15 protein-coding genes are annotated in these 19,901 nt (G+C 66.0%); 7 read left to right on the forward strand and 8 right to left on the reverse strand.

Features of this window, described 5'->3' with window-relative positions:
• Nucleotides 1–7: 7 nt before the first annotated feature.
• Nucleotides 8–784, reverse strand: a complete 777-nt coding sequence (locus BS38_RS0102120; RefSeq protein ID WP_028269311.1) for a trans-aconitate 2-methyltransferase — start codon at nt 782–784, stop codon at nt 8–10.
• A 110-nt stretch (nt 785–894) separates the two neighbouring features.
• Here BS38_RS0102120 and BS38_RS0102125 point away from each other — a divergent pair, with 110 nt between their 5' ends.
• Genes BS38_RS0102125 through BS38_RS0102135 form a run of 3 tightly spaced genes read left to right on the forward strand, consistent with a single transcriptional unit; the run spans nt 895 to nt 5,336 of the window.
• Nucleotides 895–3,441: a DEAD/DEAH box helicase gene (locus BS38_RS0102125; RefSeq protein WP_028269312.1), complete on the forward strand. Its 2,547-nt coding sequence runs from the start codon at nt 895–897 to the stop codon at nt 3,439–3,441.
• 19 nt (nt 3,442–3,460) lie between these two features.
• Nucleotides 3,461–3,961 (forward strand): GNAT family N-acetyltransferase, encoded by a 501-nt coding sequence (locus BS38_RS0102130; RefSeq protein ID WP_028269313.1) that lies wholly within the window; start codon nt 3,461–3,463, stop codon nt 3,959–3,961.
• A 31-nt stretch (nt 3,962–3,992) separates the two neighbouring features.
• Complete coding sequence (locus BS38_RS0102135) at nt 3,993–5,336, forward strand: alpha/beta fold hydrolase (protein WP_028269314.1); 1,344 nt, start codon at nt 3,993–3,995, stop codon at nt 5,334–5,336.
• On the opposite strand, the gene BS38_RS24145 is transcribed toward BS38_RS0102135, so the two are convergent.
• The 4 genes from BS38_RS24145 to coaE form a co-directional block, all read right to left on the reverse strand.
• A complete protein-coding gene (locus tag BS38_RS24145; protein ID WP_081818779.1) occupies nt 5,322–6,776 on the reverse strand; it encodes an MFS transporter in 1,455 nt (484 codons plus the stop codon). The two genes, BS38_RS0102135 and BS38_RS24145, sit on opposite strands and share 15 nt — an antisense overlap.
• Before the next feature lie 111 nt (nt 6,777–6,887).
• Nucleotides 6,888–7,916 carry a TerC family protein gene (locus BS38_RS0102145; RefSeq protein WP_028269315.1) on the reverse strand — a complete coding sequence of 343 codons (1,029 nt, stop codon included), beginning with the start codon at nt 7,914–7,916 and terminating at the stop codon, nt 6,888–6,890.
• Between the two features lie 164 nt (nt 7,917–8,080).
• A complete protein-coding gene (uvrB, locus tag BS38_RS0102150) occupies nt 8,081–10,162 on the reverse strand; it encodes an excinuclease ABC subunit UvrB (RefSeq protein ID WP_028269316.1) in 2,082 nt (693 codons plus the stop codon).
• Between the two features lie 40 nt (nt 10,163–10,202).
• Nucleotides 10,203–11,498, reverse strand: a complete 1,296-nt coding sequence (gene coaE / locus BS38_RS24150; protein WP_051628665.1) for a dephospho-CoA kinase — start codon at nt 11,496–11,498, stop codon at nt 10,203–10,205.
• A gap of 180 nt (nt 11,499–11,678) precedes the next feature.
• Here coaE and BS38_RS0102160 point away from each other — a divergent pair, with 180 nt between their 5' ends.
• From BS38_RS0102160 to BS38_RS0102170, 3 genes are all read left to right on the forward strand, one after another.
• Complete coding sequence (locus tag BS38_RS0102160; protein ID WP_028269317.1) at nt 11,679–12,365, forward strand: IMPACT family protein; 687 nt, start codon at nt 11,679–11,681, stop codon at nt 12,363–12,365.
• Nucleotides 12,352–12,888: a GNAT family N-acetyltransferase gene (locus tag BS38_RS0102165; protein ID WP_028269318.1), complete on the forward strand. Its 537-nt coding sequence runs from the start codon at nt 12,352–12,354 to the stop codon at nt 12,886–12,888. The genes BS38_RS0102160 and BS38_RS0102165 overlap by 14 nt, the downstream gene beginning before the upstream one ends.
• Before the next feature lie 80 nt (nt 12,889–12,968).
• Nucleotides 12,969–13,397 carry a DUF1810 domain-containing protein gene (locus tag BS38_RS0102170; protein ID WP_028269319.1) on the forward strand — a complete coding sequence of 143 codons (429 nt, stop codon included), beginning with the start codon at nt 12,969–12,971 and terminating at the stop codon, nt 13,395–13,397.
• 111 nt (nt 13,398–13,508) lie between these two features.
• Here BS38_RS0102170 and rpsA read toward each other — a convergent pair whose 3' ends face one another.
• The 3 genes from rpsA to polA all read right to left on the reverse strand — a co-directional run bounded on the left by rpsA (nt 13,509) and on the right by polA (nt 19,436).
• Entirely contained in the window at nt 13,509–14,984 is a 1,476-nt protein-coding gene (rpsA, locus tag BS38_RS0102175; protein ID WP_018773018.1) for a 30S ribosomal protein S1, read from the reverse strand.
• A 218-nt stretch (nt 14,985–15,202) separates the two neighbouring features.
• Nucleotides 15,203–16,492: a GNAT family N-acetyltransferase gene (locus tag BS38_RS0102180; protein ID WP_028269320.1), complete on the reverse strand. Its 1,290-nt coding sequence runs from the start codon at nt 16,490–16,492 to the stop codon at nt 15,203–15,205.
• A 76-nt stretch (nt 16,493–16,568) separates the two neighbouring features.
• Nucleotides 16,569–19,436, reverse strand: coding sequence for a DNA polymerase I (polA, locus tag BS38_RS0102185; protein ID WP_269319481.1), 2,868 nt, complete (start codon nt 19,434–19,436; stop codon nt 16,569–16,571).
• On the opposite strand from polA, the gene BS38_RS0102190 reads away from it, so the two are divergent.
• A complete protein-coding gene (locus BS38_RS0102190) occupies nt 19,435–19,899 on the forward strand; it encodes a hotdog fold thioesterase (RefSeq protein ID WP_028269322.1) in 465 nt (154 codons plus the stop codon). The two genes, polA and BS38_RS0102190, sit on opposite strands and share 2 nt — an antisense overlap.
• The last annotated feature ends 2 nt before the right edge of the window (nt 19,900–19,901 follow it).

Raw genomic sequence — 19,901 nt, forward strand, 5'->3', positions numbered from 1 at the left:
CGGCATGTCAGCCCCGTTTCCGCGCGACTGCGAAGATCCTCCGGAACGGAAAAACGGTGCCATGGGCGGTGGCAGGATAGGCGTCCCTGAGCAGCTCCGAGTATTCGGCCTCGAATTCCGCGGCCTCGGCCGGAGCGAGCGCCGACAGCACCGGCCGCAGCCCTGCACCCCTGACCCATTCCAGCACCGGGTCCGGTCCGTGGAGCACCTGCTGGTAGGTGGTCTCCCAGGCGTCAGCCTCACAGCCGGCGTCGAGCATGATGTTCAGGTACCCGGCGGGTTCGGCCACGGCGTCGTCGTGGCGCAGGATGCCGCCGAGCGTATCCTTCCAGCGGACGGACTCGGCGAGCTGCCTCATCAGCACGTGCGAGGGCGACCTGAAATTTCCGGGAACCTGCAGGGCGAACCAGGCGCCGGGCTTGAGCGCCTCGAGCCAGCCGGCCAGCAAGGCGGGGTGGCCGGGGACCCATTGGAGGGCGGCGTTGGACACCACCACGTCGGTTTGGTCCGAGGGCATCCATTCGGTGATGTCCTGCAGCGCGAAGGAAAGATTGGCGGACCGTGCCTGGGCCGCTGCCTGACGCAGCATCTCGGCGGAGGAGTCTATTCCCACCACGTCGGCCTGGGGCCAGCGCTCTGCGAGGGTGGCCGTCAGGTTTCCGGGTCCGCAGCCGAGGTCCACCACGTGGCGTGGCTTCTCGGCAAGGACCCGCGCGGTGAGGTCAAAATACGGCCTGTCGCGATGGTTCCCGAACTCCACGTACTTCGCAGGATCCCACTTCAAAGACGCCCTCCAATGACTCGTGCTGTTGCCGTCAGGCCGAGCCTAGCCCGGCCCGGCCCCGCGACCAAGGAAGAACCACCCATTGGCGGCGGGCACTAAGCTTGAAAGCAATGAAACTCGTTGAGCAGCTCCCTGTCCCGGCCAAACGCACCTCCAGCGGGACGGACCATGATCCGGACGAGCTCTACACCCGCTTCGTCGAATGGACGGAAAGCCGCGGACTGTCCCTCTACGCCGCCCAGGATGAAGCCATCATGGAGCTGGCGTCCGGGGACAACGTCATTCTGGCTACTCCGACGGGTTCGGGCAAGTCCCTGGTGGCGATCGCCGCACACTTCCAGGCCATGGCGAGGGGCGACCGCAGCTACTACACGGCTCCCATCAAGGCACTGGTCTCGGAGAAGTTCTTCGCCCTGTGCGAGATCTTCGGGGCCGAAAACGTCGGCATGATCACGGGTGACTCCGGGGTCAACCAGGACGCCCCCATTATCTGCTGCACCGCTGAAATCCTCGCCAACATCGCCCTGCGCGAGGGCTCCGGGGCGGACCTGGGCGCAGTGATCATGGACGAGTTCCATTTCTACTCCGACCCCCAGCGAGGGTGGGCCTGGCAGGTACCGCTGCTGGAGCTTCCGCAGGCGCAGTTCCTGCTGATGTCCGCCACGCTGGGTGATGTCAGCCGTTTTGAGACCGGCCTTACCGAGCTGACCGGGCGCCGGACGACGACCGTCAGTTCTGCTGAACGCCCGATTCCGCTGCACTACTACTACGAGCAGACGCCGGTCCACGAGACCTTGGAGGAGCTGCTCTCCACCAAACAGGTTCCGGTTTATGTGGTCCACTTCAGCCAGCTCGAGGCGATCGACCGCGCGCAGAACCTGATGAGCATCAACGTCTGCACCCGCGAGGAAAAAGACAAGATCGCGGAACTCATTGCAGGGTTCCGTTTTGCGGCCGGCTTCGGCAAGACCCTGAACCGGCTGGTGCGGCACGGCATCGGCGTGCACCACGCCGGCATGCTGCCCAAGTACCGGCGGCTGGTGGAGCAGTTGGCGCAGGCCGGCCTGCTCAAGGTCATCTGCGGGACGGACACCCTCGGTGTGGGCATCAACGTGCCCATCCGCACCGTCCTGCTCACTGCCCTCAGCAAGTACGACGGCGTCCGCACCCGGCTGCTGAATTCGCGCGAGTTCCACCAGATCGCGGGGCGCGCAGGCCGTGCCGGCTACGACACCGCCGGCACGGTGGTGGTGCAGGCTCCCGAACACGTGATCGAAAACGTCAAGGCAATGGCCAAGGCCACTGCCAAATTCGGGGATGACCAGAAGAAGCTCCGCCAGGTGGTCAAGCGGAAACCGCCGGAGGGCTTCGTGTCCTGGGGCGAACCCACCTACAACCGACTGGTGGACTCCGTCCCGGACCCGCTCACCTCCAGCTTCACCGTCACGCACGCCATGCTGATGAACCTGATGGAACGGCCCGGCGACCCCTTCAAGGCCGCCCGGCGGCTGCTCACGGAAAACCACGAACCCCGCAGCTCCCAGCTGCAGCTGATGAAGAAGGCCCTGGGCATCTACCGGGAACTGCTGGCCGCCGGCGTGGTGGAGCGGATTCCGCCCGGGGAACAGGGCCCCGATGGCAGGACCGTCAGGCTCACCGTCCACCTGCAGGCCAACTTCGCGCTGAACCAGCCGCTCTCGCCGTTCGCGCTGGCGGCGCTGGAGCTCCTGGACCCGGAGTCGCCGTCGTACGCCCTGGACGTCGTCTCCGTGATCGAATCCACGCTGGAAAAGCCCCGGCAGATCCTGTCTGCGCAGCAGAAGAAGGCCCGCGGCGAAGCCATCGCCGCCATGAAGGCCGACGGCATTGAGTATGACCAGCGGATGGCCATGCTCGAAGACGTCACCTACCCCCAGCCGCTCGCGGAAATCCTGGGCGAGGCCTTCGACGTCTATCGGAAGGCCGCGCCCTGGATCGGCGATTTCGAGCTAGCCCCCAAATCCGTGGTCCGGGACATGTACGAGCGGGCCATGAACTTCGGCGAATTCGTCCAGTTCTACGGGCTGGCGCGTTCCGAGGGCATTGTGCTGCGGTACCTCGCCGACGGTTTCAAGGCGCTACGCCAGACTGTTCCGCAGGACGCCCTGCGGGAGGACCTCGAGGACCTGATTGCCTGGCTGGGCGAGCTGGTCCGGCAGGTCGATTCGAGCCTCCTGGACGAATGGGAGGAGCTGACCTCCGGCGCCGCACCGACCCCGCACGACGCTCCCCCGCCCCCGCCGCCGTCGCTGACGTCCAACATCCGGGCGTTCCGCGTGATGGTCCGCAACGAGATGTTCCGGCGCGTGGAGCTTTTCGCCGACGAGGCGGCCACGGAACTCGGCGAACTCGACGCCGCCGCCGGCTGGGACGCCGACCGCTGGGAGGACGTCCTGGACGACTACTTTGACGAACACAACGACATCGGCACCGGACCGGACGCCCGCGGTCCGGGCCTGCTGATCATCACCGAAGAGCCGGGGATGTGGAAGGTCCGGCAGATCTTTGACGATCCTGCAGGCAACCACGACTGGGGGATCTCGGCGGAGGTGGACCTGGCGGCGTCTGACGAAACCGGAACGGCAGTGGTCCGGGTGACCGACGTGAACCGGCTGTAGTCGCTAGTAAACTCGAATGATGAGTGCAATCCGGCCCGCCACCGTTGAAGATGTCCCCGTCATCCTGCAGATGATCCACGAACTGGCTGTCTACGAGAAGGAACCCGACGCCGTCCGGAACACACCGGAAATGCTCACCGGAGTCCTGTTCGGCGAGAACCCGAGGGTTTTTGCCGCCATGGCTGAAAACGAATCCGGCGAGATCCGGGGTTTCGCGCTGTGGTTCCTGAACTATTCCACCTGGGAAGGCGTCCACGGCATCTACCTCGAGGACCTGTACGTGACTCCGGAGGCGCGCGGCGAGGGCCACGGCAAGGCGCTGCTGCAGCACCTGGCGGCCACCGCCGTCGAACGCGGCTATGCCCGCGTTGAATGGAGCGTTCTGGACTGGAACGAACCGTCCATTAACTTCTACAAGAAACTCGGCGCATTCCCCATGGAGGAATGGTCAACATTCCGGCTGACCGGGGAAGCCCTCGAGTCGTTCGGAACCGCCCGTGAGGCGCACGTCCTTGGCTGATCTTCCGATGACCGGCCTGGCCGCCGTGGGAATGCTGGAGGCTGCCGCCGCCGCCGACGTGCCGGCTGTTCCCCACACTGTTAAGGCGCGGCACGAGTACCGCGGAATGCGTACGGCGGAGCACTTCTTTGAGGTGCCGCTGGACCACTTCAACGGCGGCACCGGGGAGACGGTCACGGTGTTTGCGCGGGAGTACGTCTCCGCGGACCACAGTGAGGAGGCCGCCGCCGACCTCCCGTGGCTCCTTTACCTGCAGGGCGGCCCCGGCGGCAGGGGCAACCGGTTTCCCTCCCTAGGCGGCTGGAGCAAAGCCGCCGCCAGGGACTTCCGCATCCTCATGCTGGACCAGCGCGGCACCGGGCTGTCCGCCCCGATCGACCGCAACACGCTCCCGCTCCGCGGAAACGACGCCGACCAGCTGGAGTACCTGACCCACTTCCGGGCGGACTCGATTGTGGCAGACGCCGAGGCGATCAGGCATGCCCTCGGGTCCGGCCCGTGGACCATCTACGGGCAAAGCTACGGCGGTTTCTGCGCCCTGACCTACCTCTCCTTTGCACCGGAGGGACTTCGCGAGGCGCTCATCACCGGCGGGCTGGGGCCGCTGGCAGGCCCTGCCGACAGGGTGTACCAGGCCACCTACCGCCGCGTGGCCGCCCGCAACGCCGAATACTTCAAGTCCTACCCGGAGGACCGTGCCGCGGTCAGCCGGATTGCCCGGCACCTCCGCGACACAGAGGAGCACCTGCCCGACGGCCAGCGGCTCACCGTAGAGCGTTTCCAGATGGTGGGGTCCTTCCTGGGCGGGAACACCAGGGTGGACACCCTGCACCACCTGCTCGAGGACGCCTTCGTGGCCACGCCCGACGGCGACCGCCTCTCTGACTCCTTCCTGGAGCAGGTCCGCGGCATTGTCACCCGCGCCGGGAACCCGCTGTACGCCCTCATGCACGAGTCCATCTACGGCCAGGGCGAAGCCACGGACTGGGCCGCGCTGCGGGTGCTCCAGGACTTTCCCGAGTTCCGCCCCGACGCCGCCGAGCCGCTGCTGACCGGAGAAATGGTCTATCCCTGGTATTTCGAGCAGGACGCGGCGCTCCGTCCGCTGCGGAATGTTGCACGGCTGCTGGCTGAGAAGGCCGACTGGAAACCGCTGTACGACCCGGAACGGCTTGCCGCGAACACCGTCCCCGTTGCCGCCGCGGTGTACAGCGAGGACATCTACGTCGACCGGGACCTATCCCTCGAAACAGCGTCTGCCGTGCGCGGACTCCAGGTCTGGGAGACTGCTGAATTCCACCATGACGGCATTGCGGACGACGGCGAAGGCATCTTCGGGCGCCTGCTGGGAATGGTGCGTTCAGTCCGCAGCTGAGCGGCCTCCGGCCGTCGGGGTCACCCGGTCTCCTGCCCGTCCGGGCAGGAGGGCCATCACGGCCGCGGCAAGCACGACGCCGGCTACCACGCCTCCGGCCACGTTGAGTCCGGAGTAACCCGCCCAGCTGAGGATGATGCCGGAGGACGCGCCGCCTACGGCGCCTGCTGCTCCCATGAACATGTCCGAAACGCCCTGGACCATGACGCGTTCCTCCTGGCGGACGCTTTCCGCCAGGAGCGTGGAGCCGGCGACGGTCGCGGCGGACCAACCGAGTCCCAGGAGGACCAGTCCCACAGCCACGGCGGTGGTTGACCGCTGGCCGGCCGCGGCCACGGCCACAGCTGCGACCAGCAGGGCGAACCCGATGACGACGGTCTGTTTTCGTCCCGCCTTGTCCGTCAGCCACCCCATCACGGGCGACAACGCAAACATCCCGGCAATGTGCAGCGAGATGGTGAAGCCAATGATCACCAGGACGTCGCCGGAGGCCGTGTGACCGGCGTGGGCGGCCGCGCCGGGGCCGGCCACCAGTTCCTGCAGGTGGAGGGGCGTCACGGACATGACCCCCACCATGACGGCATGGGCGCCCACGACGGCGGCCAACGCCAGGATGGCGGACGGTGAGCCGCGGGCAGCACGCCACCCCCGGGCAAGGGCGCCGCGCCGGTGTGCGACGGCTGGTTGCCGGCCGGAGGGTTGCCGGCCGGCGGGCTGTTGGCCGGTTTGATGCTGGCTGGCGGGCTGGTTGTCTGCCGGTTGCCGGCCGACCGCCGCGAGCTCCCGGGCGAACAGCAGCGGGTCGGGCCTGAGCCCGGCGAGCAGCAGGGCGCAGGCCAGCACAAGCCCGGCCGCGGAAATGATGAAGGGCCCGGCGATGGGCGGGAGCCCGACTGCCTGGCCCACTACGGCGCCGGGCTGGATGAGGTTGGGTCCTGCCACGGCGCCGATGGTGATGGCCCAGACGACGGCGGACAGGGACCGCCCGCGATGCTCGTCATCGGCGAGGTCCACGGCCGCGAAACGCGCCTGCAGGTTTGATGCCGTGCCGAGTCCCACTCCGGCGGTGCCCAGGAGCAGCAACAGGAAGCTGCCGGAGACGATGGAAACCACGATGCATCCGACACCGGCGAGGGCCGCCGCAAGACCTGTCACCAGCCCCGCCAGGCGCCCGCGGCGGTCTGCCAGCGAAGCCAGCGGCAGCGCCGACAAGGCGGCGGCGAGGGTCATCACGGTGGAAACGGAGCCTGCCCAGGCACTGGATCCGGAGAGGTCCACCGCGAGCAGTGAGCCGATGGACACGGTGGCCCCGGTGCCGATTCCGCTGAGCAGCTGCGCCGACCCCAGCAGGATGACGGTGCGCCGCTGGACGGTTTGGCGTTGCAGGGGCCGCCGCTGATCGTGGCGCACCCCGGGCTCCGCCCCGGAAGTGTTTGCCATCACTAGAGCATAGCCCCGCCCGTGCCGGGACAAACAGGGCCGTCAGACGCAGGCAACCCCGGTCAGCGATGTGACCGGGGTTGCTAGCAGAAACGTGGAACGGTGCGGAGGCTACTCGGCGTCGCTCATGCTCTTGCGGGCGTCCTCTTCGAGGCGGACGTCCACCTTTGCCTGTGCAGCCTTGGAGCTCACCAGGCTGGCGATCACGGCGACGATGATGGTGCCCACAATGACAGCCAGGGACACGAACGTGGGGATCTCGGGGGCCCACTCGATGTGGTGGCCGCCGTTGATGAACGGAAGTTCGTTGACGTGCATGGCGTGGAGGACCAGCTTGACGCCGATGAACGCCAGGATGAAGGAGAGAGCGTGCTTCAGGTAGATCAGTCGGTTCATCAGGCCGCCCAGCAGGAAGTACAGCTGGCGCAGGCCCATGAGGGCGAAGAGGTTTGCCGTGAAGACAATGAACGGGCTCTGCGTCAGGCCGAAGATCGCCGGAATGGAGTCGACAGCGAACAGCAGGTCGGTCAGTCCGATCGTGACGAAAACGATCAGCATCGGGGTGAAGACCTTCTTGCCGTCAACCGTGGTGCGCAGCTTGCCGCCGTCGAACTTCTCCGACATCGGGATCACCTTGCGGAGCCTCGCGATCAGCGGGTTTTCCTTGTCCTCTTCGTCCTCGCCCTCGTCCTGGGCCTGCTTCCAGGCGGTCCAGAGGAGGAAGGCGCCGAAGATGTAGAAGACCCAGCTGAACTGCTCAATCACGATGGCGCCCAGCAGGATGAAGATGCCACGCAGGATCAGCGCGATGATGATGCCCACCATCAGCACTTCCTGCTGGTACTTACGGGGCACGGAGAAGCGGGCCATGATGATGATGAAGACAAAGAGGTTGTCGATGCTGAGGCTGTATTCCGTCACCCAGCCGGCAACGAATTGCCCGCCGTACTCCGGGCCCGTGAAGGCAAACATGGCGCCCGCAAAGACCAGGGCCAGGGAGACGTAGAACGCCACCCAGAGGCCGGCTTCCTTCATGGAAGGTTCGTGCGGTCGCCGGACAACCAGCAACAGGTCAATGAGGAGGATGAGGCCGAGGACGACGAGTGAGCCGACCTCGAACCAGACGGGTAGTTCGAGCACAGGGATGCCTTTCGCAGGGTACAGAGATGCGGTGTAAGTCTCTCCGGCTTGCCTGCGCACTTGGTGCTGAAACGGCAGCCCGCTACGCCCGGCAGGGCATCTATGCCGTGCGTGTTGACGATCGTAGCGCTTGGGATACTCCCCTACGTGACAACAACTTTACCCTAGGCATGGCCGGCGGCCTGCATCTGCCGCAGTTCCTTCTTCAATTCGCCCACTTCGTCGCGCAGCCGGGCGGCCAGTTCGAACTGCAGTTCGCCGGCCGCGGCGTGCATCTGTTCCGTCAGCTGCTCGATCAGGCCCACGAGGTCTTCCGCCGGGGCAGCCGCCAGGCCGTCCTGGCGCACGGTGGACGCGCCCTTGCCCTTGCCCCGGGTCTTCCCTGCCGTGGCGAGCAGTTCGCGGGTGTCCGCATCCTCCTTGGCCAGCTGGTCCGTGATGTCCGCGATCTTTTTCCGCAGCGGCTGCGGGTCGATGCCGTTTTCGGTGTTGTAGGCCACCTGGATCGCGCGGCGCCGGTTGGTCTCGTCGATCGCGTGCGCCATGGAATCGGTGATCCGGTCGGCGTACATGTGGACCTGTCCCGACACGTTACGGGCGGCGCGGCCGATGGTCTGGATCAGGGAGGTTGAGGACCGTAGGAAGCCTTCCTTGTCCGCGTCCAGGATGCTCACCAGCGAAACTTCGGGGAGGTCAAGGCCTTCCCGGAGCAGGTTGATGCCCACGAGGACGTCGAATACACCCATCCGCAGTTCCCGCAGCAGCTCCACACGGCGGAGCGTGTCCACATCGGAGTGCAGGTACTCCACTTTCACGCCGTGGCCCAGCAGATAGTCGGTGAGGTCTTCCGCCATCCGCTTGGTGAGGGTGGTGACGAGGACACGTTCGTTCTTCGCCGTGCGGGTCTTGATCTCCCCCAGCAGGTCGTCGATCTGGCCCTTCGTGGGCTTGACCACCACCTCGGGGTCGATCAGGCCGGTGGGTCGGATGATTTGCTGGACAAAGCCGTCGGACTTGCCCAGTTCGTACTTGCCCGGGGTGGCGGACAGGTACACAGTCTGGCCAATGCGCTCCTGGAACTCGTCCCATTTGAGCGGCCGGTTGTCCATGGCGGAAGGCAGGCGGAAGCCGAAGTCCACCAGGTTCCGCTTGCGGGACATGTCGCCCTCGTACATGGCGCCGATCTGAGGCACCGTCACATGGGACTCGTCGATGACCAGCAGGAAGTCGTCCGGAAAGTAGTCCAGGAGGCAGTGCGGCGCTGTTCCGCGGGCCCGGCCGTCAATGTGTGAGGAGTAGTTCTCGATGCCGTTGCAGAAACCCATCTGCTGCATCATTTCGAGGTCGTAGGTGGTGCGCATGCGGAGCCGCTGGGCTTCCACGAGCTTGTTCTGGCTTTCCAGGACCTGCAGCCGTTCGGCGAGTTCGTCCTCGATCCGCTTAATGGCCCGGGCCATGCGTTCCGGTCCGGCAACGTAATGCGAGGCCGGGAAGACGTACATTTCTTCTTCGTCCCGGATCACCTCGCCGGTGAGGGGGTGCAGGGTGTGGATGTTCTCGATCTCGTCGCCGAAGAACTCGATCCGGATGGCCAGTTCCTCGTACATCGGGATGATTTCCACGGTGTCGCCGCGGACCCGGAACGTGCCGCGGTGGAAGTCCATGTCGTTGCGGGCGTACTGCATGGAGACGAATTTCCGGAGGAGGTCGTCACGGTTCATCTCCGCCCCCTTGCGGAGCGTGACCATTCCGGCGATGTACTCTTCCGGCGTGCCCAGGCCGTAGATGCAGGACACAGTGGCCACCACGATCACGTCGCGGCGGGTCAGCAAGGCATTGGTCGCGGAGTGGCGGAGCCGTTCCACTTCCTCGTTGATGGAGGAGTCCTTCTCGATGAAGGTGTCCGTCTGCGCCACGTAGGCTTCCGGCTGGTAGTAGTCGTAGTAGGAGACGAAATACTCGACGGCGTTGTTCGGGAGCAGTTCCCGGAATTCGTTGGCCAACTGAGCGGCGAGGGTCTTGTTCTGCACCATCACCAGCGTGGGTCGCTGGACCTGCTCAATGAGCCAGGCCGTCGTCGCGCTTTTGCCGGTACCGGTGGCGCCAAGCAGCACCACGTCCTTTTCGCCGTTCTTGATGCGTTCAGTCAGCTCCGCGATGGCGGCCGGCTGGTCGCCCGCCGGCTTGAATTCACTGATGACCTCGAACGGAGCCACGACACGGTTGATTTGCTGGGCAAGACTCATGAATATAATCTACCGCCGGGCTCTGACAACGTGCCCCGATTCAGCTTTGGGCAGTACCGCTGACTGCGTCGGCAGAGGCAGCGGCAGCGGTCGCCGCACCGGCAGCCGTACCCGTTGCCGGCGCCGATATGTACGACGGCGGTTGCCAGCCGGTGCGCTGCACCCACGCGTCCATCCGGCCGGCGGCATGCTCCGTGAACCATGCTTCCTTGTCTGCAGCGTAGCCCGCCGTCGACTTGTCCACGCTGTGGAGGGCGGCAACCCTCCGCTTCTCCGCCACGTAGTCGCTCCTGGCCGCAGCGTCGTCACGGAGCCAGTCCCGGAAACACAGGGCGAACCGCCAGCCGGGCGAACCCGCGGGCCGGACGTGCAGGTTGACCGGCCTGCCGGGGTCGGCGTTGCCGTGAAGGCGCTTGGCCCAGACAGCCGGATCAGGGTGCGACGGCTTGGGGCTGTCGGCAAACACTCCCGGCCACAGCGGAAAGCCCGCCGCGGCCAGGAGCGGCGCGATCCGGTCCGCCGTCGCAAGGTCCGCAACGGTCAACTGGAGGTCAATGATGTCTTTGGCGTCAAGTCCGGGTACGGCGGTGGAGCCGATGTGGTCCACGGCCACGATGTCCGCAGGAGCCGCGACCTCCAGCCGGGCAGCGAGGCGAACGGCCTGCGCTTTCCACGTTGGATCCGCCGGGGCAAGCACCGGCCCGCCCGTCCGCGGCGCCGGACGCTGCTTGCTGATGTTGTCCGCAAAAGGGGCCAGCCGCCGGGTCCACAGCCCGTCAACGGCAGCTTTTAGTTCATCGATGCTCCCGGAGTTGTCCAGCACCACGTCCGCGGCGGCCAGGCGGTCGTCCCTGGCGGCCTGCGCAGCCATCCGCGACCTCGCCTGCTCGTCGGTCATGTTCCGTTGTTCCACCATGCGCCGGACCCGAACCTCATCGGGTGCATCCACCACCAGCACGAGATGGAAATTGCTGCCCTGGCCCGTTTCCACGAGCAAGGGAATGTCCTGTACGACGACGGCGCCGCCGGGGGCGGCGTCAATCATCGCGGCGGCCCGCTCCCGGACCAGGGGATGGACGATGCCGTTGAGCACCGCGAGCCTGTCCGGATCGCCGAATACCAGCGCGCCGAGCCGGGCCCGGTCCAGCCCGCCGTCCGCAGCCAGCATGTCCGCCCCGAAGGCTTCCACCACGCGGGCCAGTCCGGGGGTGCCCGGCTCGACGACCTCACGGGCGAGGGCATCGGCGTCGACCAGGACGGCCCCCAGTTCGCGCAAACGCGAGGCTACCACTGACTTTCCCGAGGCGATGCCGCCCGTCAACCCGATCTTCAGCACCCCACCAGAGTAGTCCCCACCGCTCCCCTGACCTCGCTACGCTCGCCCAGGGAACCCTGGCGGCGTGGGCCCACCCACCGCTCCCCTGACCTCGCTACGCTCGCCCAGGGAACCCTGGCGGCGTGGGCCCAGCCACCGCTCCCCCACCTCGCGGCACCCCGCCCGGACTAGACTTGGGCGGTGCATGAGCAAGAAAGCAGGGCTACCGCCTACACCACCCTCGCGGCCGGGCCGGATTTCCGCCATGAACTCGAGATCAAACGGTCCCGGTTCATCACCGTGATGCGGCGCAGCGGGGAGGAAGAAGGCGCAAGGGACCTGGTGGCAGGGCTGCGCAAGGAGTTCCACGACGCCCGGCACCACTGCTCAGCATTCGTTCTGGGACCGGACCGCGACGTCCAGCGCTCCAGCGACGACGGCGAACCGTCCGGAACCGCCGGCATCCCCATGCTCGAGGCCCTCCTCCGGCGGGAAACAGCGCCCGGGGTCACTGACCTGAGCGACGTCACCGCCGTCGTCGTCCGCTATTTTGGCGGGATCCTCCTCGGTGCGGGCGGGCTGGTGCGCGCCTACTCCGAGTCGGTTTCCTCCGCGCTGGACCTGGCACCGCTGGTCCGGCGCAGCCGGCTGCGGATCTGCTCCGTCGAGGTCCGGCATTCCGCCGCCGGAAGGCTGGAAAACGACCTCCGTGCGGCCGGCTATGTCATGGCGGAGACCAGCTACGGGGCGAGCACGACTGTTCTCAGGGTGGCCCTGGCCGACCAGCCTGACGAACTCGACCGGGCCGCCGCACGGCTTGCGTCCCTGACAGCCGGCAGCGCCGTCCTCCGCCCGGAAGAAACGGACTGGATCGATGTCCCCTTCTGAACAATCGCCCAGCCGAACGGGCAATGTGGAGCTGCTCGACGTCAACGAGGAAGTTTTGGCTGCGCTGCTGAACCTCGCCCTCACGGACGCCATTGCCGACGAGGTCACTCCCCCGTTGGGTGCCACCTCCGGCTGGAACGATGAGCGGATCAGCTGGTTCCGCGACTACCACCGTGCCGCGGCGGCCGGCCTCAACAGCCCGGCAGGCCAGAAATCCTGGGCCGTCAGTGTTGGCGGCCGGGTGGCCGGCTCGATCCGGCTTAAGCGCACCGGAACCACGCCGCCGGGGGTGGCGTCGCTGGAAACCGGGCTGTGGCTGGGCCGCAGCTTCCGGGGGCGGGGCATCGGCCGGGAGGCGTTGAGGCTCGTCCGCGCTGTGGCCGTGGGCACCGGCGCCACCGTGCTGCAGGCCGAAACCACCGCCGGGAACACGGCTGCACAGGCGCTCCTCCGCTCCGCCGGGGCAGAACTGGCCGGGGACGGTGTCAGTCGAGCGGTGACGGCGCGAATCCACCTTCGCTGACGCCGCAACCCAGGCCTCGCCACGGGACCTGGGCGGTGGTTGGATGGATGGACAGCGTCCAGCTGAGCAGAGGAGGCAGCGTGGAAGATCCCTTCGACCTTGAACGCTTCGTGCAGGCCCAGAACGCCGGCGGAACCTATCAGCGGGCCCTGGACGAACTTTCCAGGGGATCCAAGGAGAGCCATTGGATGTGGTTCATCTTCCCGCAGATCGCCGGCCTCGGGCAGAGCCCCACGTCCCGGAAGTACGCCATCTCGTCGCTGGCCGAGGCCAAGGCCTACGTGGTCCACCCCGTGCTTGGTCGGCGGCTGTTCGACTGCTCCCGGGCCGTTGCCAGCCACACAGGACTCAGCGCCGTCCGGATTTTCGGGGGGATTGACGCCCGGAAGCTACAGTCCTCCATGACGCTTTTTCTGCGCGCCGCTCCGGACCAGCCCGTGTTCCAGGAGGTCCTCGACAGGTACTTTGATGGAAACCCGGACCCTGCGACCGACCGGCTGTTGGGCTAGGCAACGCTGCCGGCGTAAACGAAAAGGTGGCCGCCCCCTTTCGGGGACGGCCACCTTCAGCGTGCTAACTGCCTGGTGCCACCGGAATTACCTCCGGGGCGAACCGGGAAATTAGTTGCCGGTCAGCTTCTCGCGCAGTGCTGCAAGAGCCTCGTCCGAAGCAAGCGTGCCTGCACCGGTCTCGGCTGCAGCAGGCTCGGAGGAGTAGCTGGTCGTGCCGGAATCGCTCTCGCCGGACGTTGCGGCTGCAGCGTCGTCGGCAGCGTGCTGGGCAACCTGCTTCTTGTGTGCTTCCCAGCGGGTCTGGGCGTCAGCGTACTGCTGCTCCCAGGCTGCGCGCTGGTTCTCGTAGCCTTCAAGCCACTCGTTGGACTCCGGGTCGAAGCCCTCCGGGTACTTGTAGTTGCCCTCTTCGTCGTACTCAGCGGCCATGCCGTAGAGAGCCGGATCGAATTCGGTGCTGTCGGCGTCAACGCCCTCGTTAGCCTGCTTGAGGGAGAGGGAGATGCGGCGGCGCTCGAGGTCGATGTCGATGACCTTGACGAACAGCTCGTCGCCAACGGAGACAACCTGCTCAGCCAGCTCCACGTGGCGGACTGCCAGCTCGGAGATGTGAACGAGGCCTTCGATGCCGTCTTCGACGCGAACGAACGCACCGAACGGAACCAGCTTGGTGACCTTACCCGGAACAACCTGGCCGAGGGCGTGGGTGCGGGCGAAGGTCTGCCACGGATCTTCCTGCGTAGCCTTGAGCGACAGGGAAACACGCTCGCGGTCCAGGTCGACTTCGAGAACCTCGACGGTGACTTCCTGGCCAACTTCGACAACCTCGGACGGGTGGTCGATGTGCTTCCAGGACAGCTCGGAAACGTGAACCAGGCCGTCTACGCCGCCCAGGTCCACGAAGGCACCGAAGTTGACGATGGAGGAAACGACGCCGGGACGGACCTGGCCCTTTTCCAGCTTGTTGAGGAACGTGGAGCGGACCTCGGACTGGGTCTGCTCGAGCCATGCACGGCGGGACAGCACAACGTTGTTGCGGTTCTTGTCCAGCTCGATGATCTTGGCTTCGATCTGCTGACCGATGTACGGAGCAAGGTCGCGCACACGGCGCATCTCGACGAGGGATGCGGGCAGGAAGCCGCGCAGACCGATGTCGAGGATAAGACCACCCTTGACAACCTCGATGACGGTACCGGTGACGACACCGTCTTCTTCCTTGACCTTCTCGATGTCGCCCCAGGCGCGCTCGTACTGAGCACGCTTCTTGGAGAGGATCAGGCGGCCTTCTTTGTCTTCCTTGGTGAGCACCAGGGCTTCGACCTGATCGCCAACGGAGACGACGTCTCCGGGATCAACGTCGTGCTTGATGGACAGCTCGCGGGAGGGGATGACACCTTCGGTCTTGTAACCGATGTCGAGCAGAACTTCGTCGCGGTCGACCTTGACGACGGTACCTTCGACGAGATCTCCGTCGTTGAAGTACTTGATGGTGGCGTCGACTGCTGCGAGGAAGTCCTCAGCGGTACCGATGTCGTTAATCGCGACTACGGGGGTACCGGGCTTCTCGGTGGAGGTGATGGTCATGTAGTAGGGGCTCCGTTGTGGATAGTTAGTCGGTCAGGCGGACCGCCGCCCACCCGTATTGACGAGTGCGCGGATGATGGCAGAACGCATGGTTCTGCCAGGTTCATCCTGATTTGTGGATTCTAGATACGCGCACGTAGTACACGCCCGTTTATTCTAGTCGTACCCTCCAACGCCGGTCAAAGCGGCAGGGGCTGGAATGACGGCCTGAAACCGCTTTAGAAATGCGTCAGGCAGTGCGGTGCGCGTTCGACGGCGAACATGAGCCGTGCCCGGAGTGCGGCACCGGACGCGTGTTCCTGAATCCGTCCCGCCGCCTTCAATGTCACCGGGCACACGGCGCCAAGGTAAATGGAGGCGAGATCGGCCACGTCCAGCGACAGGTCGGGTTGCACCCCGGCCGGTGCTGCCGAAACACTGGCCTCACCGGCGCTGACGTCCAGGATGAAGGTTCCGCCGGCGAATCCCAGGGCGTCCTCAACGGCGAGGACCAGCCGCCCGTCTGAGGAGTATCGGCGGGCACCGAGCGCCTGAACGCTGTCCAGGATCCGGAGCCAGAGCATGTCCCGGTGGTCGGAGGCTTCGACGCAGCGCGGGTCCCCAAGCGCCCACACCAGGGGATCGTCCACCGGCGCGTCGGCCCAGCTGACACGCTGGATGAGGTCGATGCTGCCCAGGAACTGCCAGAGCTCCAGGTAGGCATCATCCGTTGCTGCCACAAGGTCCACGACTTCCACCGTGTAGGGCTTGGTGTCCCAGCCGGCGAATTTATAGGAAACGTAGCCATCCACTGCCCCGGCAGCGTTGTAATGCAACGCGCACTTGATGGCCTCGTCTTCCTTGCCGTCGCGGCCCACGGTTCCCGAGACGTTCTGCCGGTAGGCATCCTGCCGGACGATGGAACCGGGAGTGTGGCGGTGCACGCGGTCGAACACTTCAGGGGCCAGTTCGAGGAGCACCTTCCGGTCGGCGATCTCCACTGTGCCGGAAGGCTGGTGGCGGAGGTCGAACCGTGGACCGGTATCCACCTTGATGCTGCGCTCAAACGTAGCCACGCCGTAGCCGAACCTGCCGTAGATGGAGCCCTCGGAAGCGGTCAACGCCGCAATCGCCAGGCCGTCCGCCTTCGCCGCGGTAAGGTCTTCGGTCATCATGCGGCGCAGGAGGCCCTGGCGCCGGTGGGTTCCGCGCACGGTCACCGCAGTCACCATGTGCGTGAGGAGCTGGCGGCCGTAGCCCACATTGAGGTCGCGCCGGAGTGTGCCGAATGTTGCCACCGGGATACTGGCATCCAAGGCATGCTGGGCCACTGCACCCGTCTGGTAGACGCCGGTCAGCTCACGTCCGTCCGTGCGGTACATGGCCATGATCTTGTCCACGTAGTCGTCGTTCCGGCGGGTGTCGTGGAATCCGAAGCCCACGGCCTGGATCCACTCGGTTCCCTGCTCATATCCGGGCACACCTTTCTCGGCTGCCCTGAAACGACGGATCTCGTACTTGTCTGCCACGTGCTGCTCCCCCTTGAACGGAATGAATCACCGCGCAGGACGCCGGGTTGGCGGCGTCCTGCGCGTCATGAAACTGTTAGTGCCCGGCGTCGTACCAGCTCGGGCCGACGCCGATCTGGACGTCCAGCGGCACGCTGAGGTCCGCGGCGGAGCCCATCTGTTCGGTGACCAGCTTCTCCACCGTTTCCCGTTCGCCGGGGGCAACTTCGAGCACCAGTTCGTCATGGACCTGGAGCAGCATGCGCGATTTCAGGCCCTGGGCCTTCAGCTCCGCGTGAACGCCCAGCATGGCCCGTTTGATGATGTCTGCCGCCGAGCCCTGGATCGGTGAGTTCAGCGCGATGCGTTCCGCATTTTCGCGCAGCTGCCGGTCCGTGCTGGTGAGGTCCGGCAGGTACCGCCGGCGGCCCTCGATGGTGGCGGTGCAACCGTCGATCCTGGCCTGGTCCACCACGCCGCGCAGGTAGTCGCGGACGGCCCCGAAGCGGTCGAAGTATTCCTTCATCAGGGTGCGTGCCTCGTCAACGGAAATCTCCAGCTGCTTGGAGAGCCCGAACGACGTCAGGCCGTAGGCAAGGCCGTAGGACATTGCCTTGACCTTGGAACGCATCGCGCTGGTGACCTGGTCGGTGGGGACGTGGAAGATGTTCGATCCGACGAACCGGTGCAGGTCCTCGCCGTCCCGGTACGCCTGGATCAGGCCTTCATCGCCCGAGAGGTGCGCCATGATCCGCATTTCGATCTGCGAATAGTCCGCGGACAGGAGGCATTCATAGCCGTCGCTGACCACGAAGATGCCACGGACCCGGCGGCCCTCCTCGCTGCGGATGGGGATGTTCTGCAGGTTGGGATTGTTGGACGAGATCCGGCCGGTGGCGGCGACGTTCTGCGCGTATGTAGTGTGGATCCGGCCGTCCTCGGTCACGGACTTCTTGAGCGACTCCAGCATCTGGCGTAGCTTCGAGGACTCGCGGTGCGCCATCAGCTGCACCAGGAATTCGTGCCCGGTCTTTTCCAGCAGGTTCTTCAGCGAGGCGGCGTCGGTGGTGTAGCCGGACTTGATCTTCTTCGTCTTCGGCAGCTGCAGCTCCTCGAAGAGCACGGTCTGCAGCTGTTTGGGCGATCCCAGGTTGACCTCGTGGCCGATGGCAGCGAAGGCAAGCTCCTGGGCGTTGTCGATCACCTTGGCCAGGTCAGCCAGCTGTTCATCCATTCGCTGCATGTCGATCGCGATGCCGGCGAGCTCCATGTCGGCCAGCACCCTGCTGACCGGCAGCTCAAGGGTGGAGAGCAGTTCCTCCGCCTTGCGCTCCTTCAGCTCCGCTTCAAAGTAGCGGCTGAGCGTCTGGACGACGGCGGCGGCGTGGACGAGTTCGCCGGCTGCGGCCGAGTCATCGCCGTCGAACGAAAGCTCCAGCTGTCCGGCCTTCGCAACGGCGGGAGAGATTTCGATGTTGAGGTGGTGCTGCGCCAGCTCCGCGAGCTCGTAGGTGCGGCGGTCGGGCTGGATGAGGTAGCCGGAAATCGAGGTGTCGTCCACGACCCCTTCAAGTTCCAGGCCGCGGGCCGTCAGGGCCTTCAGGGCGGCCTTGAAACCGTGCATCACCTTGGGCGCTTCCGGGTCGCGCAGCCACGCCGCCAGGACGTTTTCGGCCTCGGCGTCCTGGGTGGACAGATCGATGTAGGCGGCTGCTCCGTCCCGGACGATTGCCAGCGCGGCGGCGTCCTCCCCGATCCGTCCCGGAACGAGGTCGACGGCGAGGGCGGACCGGTGCCCGGCGCCTGCCGCCAGGAACGCGGTCAGCTCGGCTGCTCCGGCCGGCGTGGCGTACTCCGGGATGTCCAGGCTTTCCCGTTCGGCGAGGTCCACGTCGTCGCTCCCGTAGAGGGCAAAGAGGCGGGTGCGGATGGTCTTGAACTCCAGCTCGTCGAACAACTGCTCCAGGGCGGCCTGGTCCGGCCGCGGCTCGGCCAGGTCGTCCAGAGTCACGGGAAGCTCCAGGTCGGTGTGGAGCCTGTTCAGCCGGCGGTTGCGCTTGACGGACTCCACGTTCTCGCGCAGGGCGTCGCCAACCTTGCCGCCGATCGAGTCGAGGTGTTCCAGCACGCCTTCCAGCCCGCCGTAGAGGTTGATCCACTTGGCGGCCGTCTTGGGGCCGACGCCGGGCACCCCCGGGAGGTTGTCCGCCGACTCCCCTACCAGGGCGGCGAGGTCGGAGTATTCGGCCGGGGTGACGAAGTACTTTTCCTGGATGGCAGGGGCATCCATCCGGGGAATGTCGCTCACGCCCTTCCTGGGGTACAGCACGAACACGTTGTCCGTAATCAGCTGGAAGGCATCGCGGTCGCCCGTGACCAGCAGCACTTCGTAGCCTGCCTTTTCGCCCATGGCGGCGAGGGTTGCCAGGATGTCGTCCGCTTCGTAGCCGGGCATCTTGATGGTCTTGATACCCCACGCGCCCATGACCTTGTCGATGAGGTCGATCTGGCCGCTCATCTCGCGGGGCGTCTCGTTGCGGCCGCCCTTGTACTCGCTGTACTCGGCCTTACGGTGGGTGGTCTCATCGGAGACGTCGAACGCCACGGCGACGTGGGTGGGCTGCTGCTCCTTGATCAGGTTGATCAGCATGGAGGTGAAACCGTGGATCGCGTTGGTGTGCTGCCCTGCAGCGGTGGAGAACTTGTCCGCAGGCAGGGCGAAGAACGCCCTGAACGCCATGGAGTGCCCGTCCAGCACCAGGAGGCGGGGCTGGTCGGTGATGGGAATCACGGGGGCCACGGTGGCGGAAACCGGCTCCGCGGTACGTGTGGTTTTGCGGGCGGGCTTGGCCGCAGCCACTGAGGCGGACTCAGTTGAGGGTAGGACGTCTGCTGCAGTGCCTGCAGCAAGAGGGGCAGGGGCCGGTTTGGTAGTTTCACTCACAGGTGCCAGCCTAGTTCCCATGATGGACAATTTCACGCCCGGACAGTTCGCCGACGAACTGGCAGCCGCCGGCGTCCCCGAAGAAATGCATGAGTGGCTCGGCGAATACGGCGTCGGGGCGCTGGTGGTGAAGATGGGGATTCATTTCCTCGAAATGAGCCCCGAACGCACAGTGGCCACCATGCCGGTTGAAGGCAACACCCAGGTGGCCGGGATCCTGCACGGGGGCGCCCACGTGGTGCTGGCCGAGACCCTTGGCTCGTTCGCTGCCGGGATGCATGCCGGTCCGGGACGGCAGGCTATGGGGATCGAGGTGGGAGCGACCCATCACCGGGCCATTGCCGCGGGCACGGTGACAGGAACCTGCACGGCCATCCATCTGGGCCGTACGCTCACCACCCACGAGGTCGTGATGACGGACGAGCAGGGCCGCCGGCTTTCCACTGCCCGCATCACCAACCTGATCCGGGACATCGCCCCCTGACT

Origin of the sequence: Arthrobacter sp. UNC362MFTsu5.1 (assembly GCF_000685965.1) — a bacterium.
Taxonomy (GTDB): Bacteria; Actinomycetota; Actinomycetes; order Actinomycetales; family Micrococcaceae; genus Arthrobacter.

Bases quoted from the DNA above. Each gene is read 5' to 3' on its own strand.
- BS38_RS0102165 (WP_028269318.1), top strand. From the start codon at position 12,352: ATGTCCCCTTCTGAACAATCGCCCAGCCGAACGGGCAATGTGGAGCTG.
- BS38_RS24145 (WP_081818779.1), bottom strand. From the start codon at position 6,776: ATGGCAAACACTTCCGGGGCGGAGCCCGGGGTGCGCCACGATCAGCGG.
- polA (WP_269319481.1), bottom strand. From the start codon at position 19,436: ATGGGAACTAGGCTGGCACCTGTGAGTGAAACTACCAAACCGGCCCCT.
- uvrB (WP_028269316.1), bottom strand. From the start codon at position 10,162: ATGAGTCTTGCCCAGCAAATCAACCGTGTCGTGGCTCCGTTCGAGGTC.
- BS38_RS0102130 (WP_028269313.1), top strand. From the start codon at position 3,461: ATGAGTGCAATCCGGCCCGCCACCGTTGAAGATGTCCCCGTCATCCTG.
- BS38_RS0102190 (WP_028269322.1), top strand. From the start codon at position 19,435: ATGATGGACAATTTCACGCCCGGACAGTTCGCCGACGAACTGGCAGCC.
- rpsA (WP_018773018.1), bottom strand. From the start codon at position 14,984: ATGACCATCACCTCCACCGAGAAGCCCGGTACCCCCGTAGTCGCGATT.
- BS38_RS0102125 (WP_028269312.1), top strand. From the start codon at position 895: ATGAAACTCGTTGAGCAGCTCCCTGTCCCGGCCAAACGCACCTCCAGC.
- BS38_RS0102135 (WP_028269314.1), top strand. From the start codon at position 3,993: ATGCTGGAGGCTGCCGCCGCCGCCGACGTGCCGGCTGTTCCCCACACT.